We start from the raw sequence: 5,115 nt of genomic DNA on the forward strand, positions 1-5,115 counted from the left end.
GGGAGGCACTACCTTGAGGGCATGAAAAAGCCGACGCGAAAAGAGCTCCTTAACTTCTGTCTCGACCTCGAGCGCTCCGGTGGCCTGGGCTGTCTGCTCAGCGGTGGAATGGATTCCCGCCTGAAGGTGCCGATTGATAGATACGCGGACGAGCTGAGGGAGATTAAGAGGAAAACCAGTCTGAAGCTCAACGCCCACGTCGGCTTCATAGACGAGACCGATTTGGAGTGGCTCAAGTTTGTGGATGTTGTTTCCCTCGACTTCGTCGGCGATGACGACGTGATAAAGCGCGTCTACAAGATAGACAAAACTGTCAAGGACTACCTTCGAATAGTTGAACTTCTGACGGAGAACGGGATTAAAGTTGCGCCGCACGTAACGATAGGCCTCGACTTCGGCAGAATCCACTGGGAGTACAAGGCGATTGACCTCCTCGTCCAATACCCCATAGACGTTCTGGTTTTGGACGTCCTCATTCCGACGAAGGGAACGGAGATGGAGAACGTTCCAAAACCGGGCGTTGAGGAAAGCCTCAAGGTTGTTGAGCACGCGCGCGAGCGCTTTGACGGGGAGCTTAGTATCGGCTGCATGCGTCCAACGGGGAGATGGCGCTTGGAGTTCGACATGGGGGCCGTTCTGCGGGACGTTGACAGGCTGACGAATCCGCCGAGAAAGGTAATCGAATGGGCAAAAACCCTGAGGGACGTTGAGATAATCTACGAGTGCTGCGTGATGTGAGGCTCAGCAAACCTCGCGTCATCATAAAATCAGAAAGGAGAACGCCAATCATCGCCCCGCTAAAGTTCCTCCTTCACGGTAACGAAGGACACCATCGTTACGGTTTGACCTATACCCTTGATTTCCCTGAGCTTGTCCACGACGATTTTTCCAACTTCCTCAGAGCTTGGGGCGCGGACCTTTATGAGGAGGTCCCACTCGCCCGCTATTATGTGAACCTCGTAAACGCCCTCGAGCGCGGCTATCCTCTCGGCGACCTCCCGCTGGCTGAGTCCAGAGTCGGGGTCGTAGCGCGCCAGTATGAACGCCGTTGTGCCGAGGTTGAGCTTCTTATAGTTGGGCTTGACCGTGAACTTCTCTATTATTCCCTCATCCAGGAGGCGCTTTATCCTGTAGTGAACGGTCGTTCTGGGAATTCCGAGCTTTTTGCTCAGTGAGGCTATGTTTTCCCTCGCGTTCTCTCGAAGTTCTTTCAACAGCTTTAGGTCTATTGCATCCAGGTTCCCCGCCATCTCGGACCCCCTTCGTCATTTATTCAACTCCAATCGCATAGGGTTGATTGGAGGGCTTATTTAAAGGTTTTCCTTTAACCATTCCGCAAAAGCCCTGAGCGCCCTCCCCCGGTGGGAGATTCTGTTCTTTTCCTCGGTTGTCATTTCGGCAAAGGTCTTATCGAATCCATCGGGTTTGAACACGGGGTCAAAGCCAAAGCCGCCACTTCCCCTTGGCCCGGTGGTTATCTCTCCGTCCACCCTTCCGGTGAAGATGTGAAGCTCGCCGTCCCAGTAGGCTATGACGCTCTTGAAGTGGGCTTTTCTGTTCGTCTCTCCCTTGAGGAGCTTGAGGATTCCACTGTAGCCAAGGGTCTTGTAAACGTAGGCTGAATAAACCCCAGGGAAGCCGTTGAGGGCATCAACGAAGAGGCCGGAATCATCGAGGAAGAAGGGGCCGTCTATCCTCTCGGCCAGCCATCTCGCACCGTATTCCGCGACCTCCTCAAGGGTGTCGGCCTGTATCTCCGGGTAGCTGAAGCGGAGCTGGTAAACTTCAACGCCGAGGGGTTCAAAGTACTTCCTGACTTCCTCCACCTTTCCGGGGTTCGACGTCACAAAAGCCAGCCTCATACGACCACCGGGAAGAAAAGGTGGGGGAAGATTAAAAGGTTTAGTCAAGGGTGTAGCCGATTTTCTCCACAAGCTCCCTGCGCTCCCTCTTCTGCTCCTCGGTCTCTATCTTGTTGGCGGCCTTTCCATCAACTATTCCGAGAACGCTTCTCCCGAGGTCGGTTTCGGCAACGATGACCTGGAACGGGTTTTCGCTTGCCCCGTAGACCATCGCAACAGCAGGGTGGTTCTTGACGGTGTTGAGGACGTTTATCGGAAATGCGTTCTTCATGAGGATTACGAAAACGTGGCCCGCGCCGATTTTCACGGCGTTCTTCGCCGCCAATTCTTCAAGCTCCTTGTCGTTTCCGGTGTATCTGGTAAGCTGAGGCTTTGCCTCGTTCATGGCTATGCCGAACTTTATTCCCGGAACCGCTGTGAGCAATGCCCTGGCAAGGTCGTCAACTGTGAATATCGAGAAGTTGCCCTGCCCGATTATCACCTCGACCCCTTCGGGCTTTTCGATGTCAACGACCTCTATCTTGACCATAAGCACCACCGGAAGGGTTTTAATACACCTACAGATATAACTTTTTCTCGCCGAGGCGGTGGGATAATGGGTGAAGTAAGAGAGGAAGAGATAAAATACCTCGTGAGCCTTCTTGAAAAGTATCCCATCGAGAGCCTTCGAAAAATCGCCAAAGAGGAGGGTATAGACTACTACAGGCTCAAGCGCCTCTACGACAAGTACTATGGGAAATACGTTCTTGTACACGCGCACTACAGCATGAGAGCCCTCGGCCTGAAGAGCTTCGTCGGCTTCTTGAGCGTTCCCTCCGACCGGTTGTTTGACGTGGCTAAGAGGATGACTAAAAACCCCTTCATCGGCTACGTTAACCCCGCATTCGGCTTTAAAAACGGCCTTTCCATAATCTTCTACGTTCCAAAGAACCAAACCAGGGAAATAGACGAGATGCTCTCCAAGTACTCGGACGATTTTGAGTACTATGAGATTTGGGCTTACACCCCAGACTGGAAGAGCAGAAGGAAGGAGTGGGGGGACTGGAAGTTCGGCTACGACTACGCAATCCTGATGGATATACTGAAGGTGGATGCGAGAACGCCGGTAAAGAAAATATCTGAGGAGCTTGGAAAAACCAGGCCGACGATAAAGTTCATGATAAACAAGCTCAGGGAAGAGAAAGTCCTTCTGGGCTTTTTCCCGACGATTGACATGAACGTCCACGACAGGGGTGTTATAGGACTCACCACGAAGCTCGAGGAGGAGGTTCTTAAAAGGTTCGAGGACTACGAGATTTCCGTTGGGGTTCTCCCCGGCTACGGGTACTTCCTCGAGTGGTTCTTCTCCTCAAAGGAGGACATGGGGAGCAAGGTTTTTGAGTTCAGCCAGTTCGTGGAGAAAATCCTCATCGAGTACTTCGACCCCACGTTCAAGGAAATGAACGACGAGAACAAGCGGACCGCCTTCAGGAGAATGGTTAAAAAAGACGGAAGCGGCTACCGTTCGATTCTGGAGTTTTAGAGCAGCATCGGGCAGAACTCCATTCCCTCTATCTCGCCCGTTGCCTGGTACTCGAGCGCCCTGCAGTCGTGGCAGAGGTACCTGAACGGACACTTCGAGCATGCCGGTATCGTGTCCTTGGTCATCTTCCAGAACCTGCGGAGCTTCTTCTTTCTCAGCGCCTCCTTGAGTCCGCTCTCCCTCAGGTCAACAACCACGTAGTTCCTGAGGAGCGGGCACGGAAGGAGGTAGCCGTCGGCCGTTACGGCTATCGTTCCGGCGAGGCAGTCGTGGTACTTTTCGTTCGTCGGGTTGAGAACCCTCCTCAGGTCTATGACGTTGAAGTCAAGTCTCCTAGCTGAGCCCGGATAGAGAACATCAACGTAAATTTCCCCCGTAAAGTTCACGGTCAATGTGTGAAGCTCGTCAAGCTCCTCGGGCATGACCATGACCAGCGCACCGTGAAGCCACGGATAGGCCGAGAGGGCCTCCATCCTCTCCTTTGAGTAGTCAAACTCCGCTATGAACCTAACGCCCTCCACCGGTGAGACCTTGTCGAGGTCCTCAAACATAACCACCGCGTAAACCTCGGGAACCCCAATCTCGGCGGAATACGATGCCACCGACAGGAGGTACTCAACGCTGTCGTAGTTCGTGAGCCAGAGCTCCTTCCCGCCGAGGGAGTGGAACTCCTTTATCAGCTCCTTAACCCTCTCGGGACTCAGGGGCTCCCTTCGGAGGAGAAAGCGGTTGTTGCCGATGCAGCCGATTGAGCGGGGTATTCCCTCGACCTCGGAAAACCTGCCCCTTCCGGCACCGAGCTGGAGGATGAGCCTCTCGAGCTTTCCGGAGTGGGCCTTGTGGCTCCACGGAGGCTTCGATATCGAGAGAACGTTAACCCTAAAGGCACCAGCGCCGATAGTTGAACCCTTATAGACAACCCTTTCCACGAGGCACCACCATAGAGAGATGAACCAAAAGGTATTTATACTTTTTCTATTCCGATTTTGCACACCACTAACGATAGTTTGCAAAAAACCGAAAGTCACTCTTTAACAGCCCGGTCGCCCTCAATCCAGAACGTTCCCTCGTCGGTAACTTCTTTCTTCCACACGGGGACCCTTTTCTTGACCTCATCTATCAGCCAAGAGCACGCCTCGAACGCCTCCTTCCGGTGCTTGGCGCTCACGAGGATTAGTATCGTGTCCTCGCCGACGTCCAACTCGCCGTAGCGGTGCCATATCAGGGCATCGAGTATCGGAAAGCGTCGAAGGGCTTCCTCCCTTATGCGGGCCATCTCACCCTCAGCCATCTCCGGATAGGCCTCATAGATTAACCTTCTAACGTGCCTCCCGTGGCTTTCGTTCCTCACCTGGCCGAGGAACATGACGTAGGCCCCGCACTCCGGAACTCTAAGGAGTGAAAGGGCCTCGCCGATATCGAACCTTTCCCTCATCAGTCTGACCTTCACCCGAACCACCGCTTGGAATAGTCGGGAAAGGTTTAAAGTTTTGAGGAGACACTCAAGCCGGTGAAGGGTAATGAAGAGAACACTGCTGATTGGCGTCCTCATCATGCTCGTCCTCTCGCTCGGCTGTCTCGGAGGACAAACGACGACAACGAGCACGGGTATCTCTCCAAGCCCGTCGCCTTCACCGACCGGTACTTCACACACGACCACCACGACACCGGTGAATCAGAAAAGCTTCAATCCGCTAAAGGCGCTCTCCTCGATAGAGAGGTTTTTTTACA

At 53.5% G+C, this 5,115-nt stretch carries 7 protein-coding genes and 1 pseudogene; 3 read left to right on the forward strand and 5 right to left on the reverse strand.

Going from position 1 to position 5,115, the window contains the following annotated elements:
- A partial coding sequence (locus MVK46_RS10040; protein ID WP_297536537.1) for a radical SAM protein occupies positions 1 to 738 on the forward strand: 738 nt, incomplete at its 5' end.
- A gap of 59 nt (positions 739 to 797) precedes the next feature.
- On the opposite strand, the gene MVK46_RS10045 is transcribed toward MVK46_RS10040, so the two are convergent.
- The 3 genes from MVK46_RS10045 to MVK46_RS10055 are packed head-to-tail and all read right to left on the reverse strand — an operon-like array spanning position 798 to position 2,391.
- Positions 798 to 1,250, reverse strand: a complete 453-nt coding sequence (locus MVK46_RS10045; protein WP_297536539.1) for an Lrp/AsnC family transcriptional regulator — start codon at positions 1,248 to 1,250, stop codon at positions 798 to 800.
- Between the two features lie 60 nt (positions 1,251 to 1,310).
- Positions 1,311 to 1,862 carry an XTP/dITP diphosphatase gene (locus tag MVK46_RS10050; RefSeq protein ID WP_297536542.1) on the reverse strand — a complete coding sequence of 184 codons (552 nt, stop codon included), beginning with the start codon at positions 1,860 to 1,862 and terminating at the stop codon, positions 1,311 to 1,313.
- Positions 1,863 to 1,902: 40 nt separating this feature from the next.
- Complete coding sequence (locus tag MVK46_RS10055) at positions 1,903 to 2,391, reverse strand: adenosine-specific kinase (RefSeq protein WP_297536549.1); 489 nt, start codon at positions 2,389 to 2,391, stop codon at positions 1,903 to 1,905.
- A 66-nt stretch (positions 2,392 to 2,457) separates the two neighbouring features.
- Between MVK46_RS10055 and MVK46_RS10060 the strand changes: the two genes are divergently transcribed.
- Positions 2,458 to 3,384, forward strand: coding sequence for a winged helix-turn-helix transcriptional regulator (locus MVK46_RS10060; RefSeq protein WP_297536543.1), 927 nt, complete (start codon positions 2,458 to 2,460; stop codon positions 3,382 to 3,384).
- Here the strand turns inward: MVK46_RS10060 and MVK46_RS10065 are convergent.
- Entirely contained in the window at positions 3,381 to 4,313 is a 933-nt protein-coding gene (locus MVK46_RS10065; RefSeq protein WP_297536545.1) for an SPASM domain-containing protein, read from the reverse strand. The genes MVK46_RS10060 and MVK46_RS10065 overlap by 4 nt on opposite strands.
- 95 nt (positions 4,314 to 4,408) lie before the next feature.
- Complete coding sequence (locus MVK46_RS10070; RefSeq protein ID WP_297536547.1) at positions 4,409 to 4,834, reverse strand: molybdenum cofactor biosynthesis protein MoaE; 426 nt, start codon at positions 4,832 to 4,834, stop codon at positions 4,409 to 4,411.
- 70 nt (positions 4,835 to 4,904) lie between these two features.
- On the opposite strand from MVK46_RS10070, the pseudogene MVK46_RS10075 reads away from it, so the two are divergent.
- Positions 4,905 to 5,115 (forward strand): annotated as a pseudogene (locus MVK46_RS10075) (hypothetical protein); the annotation flags it as partial.

Origin of the sequence: Thermococcus sp. (genome assembly GCF_027066465.1) — an archaeon.
In the GTDB taxonomy this organism is placed as follows: domain Archaea; phylum Methanobacteriota_B; class Thermococci; order Thermococcales; family Thermococcaceae; genus Thermococcus.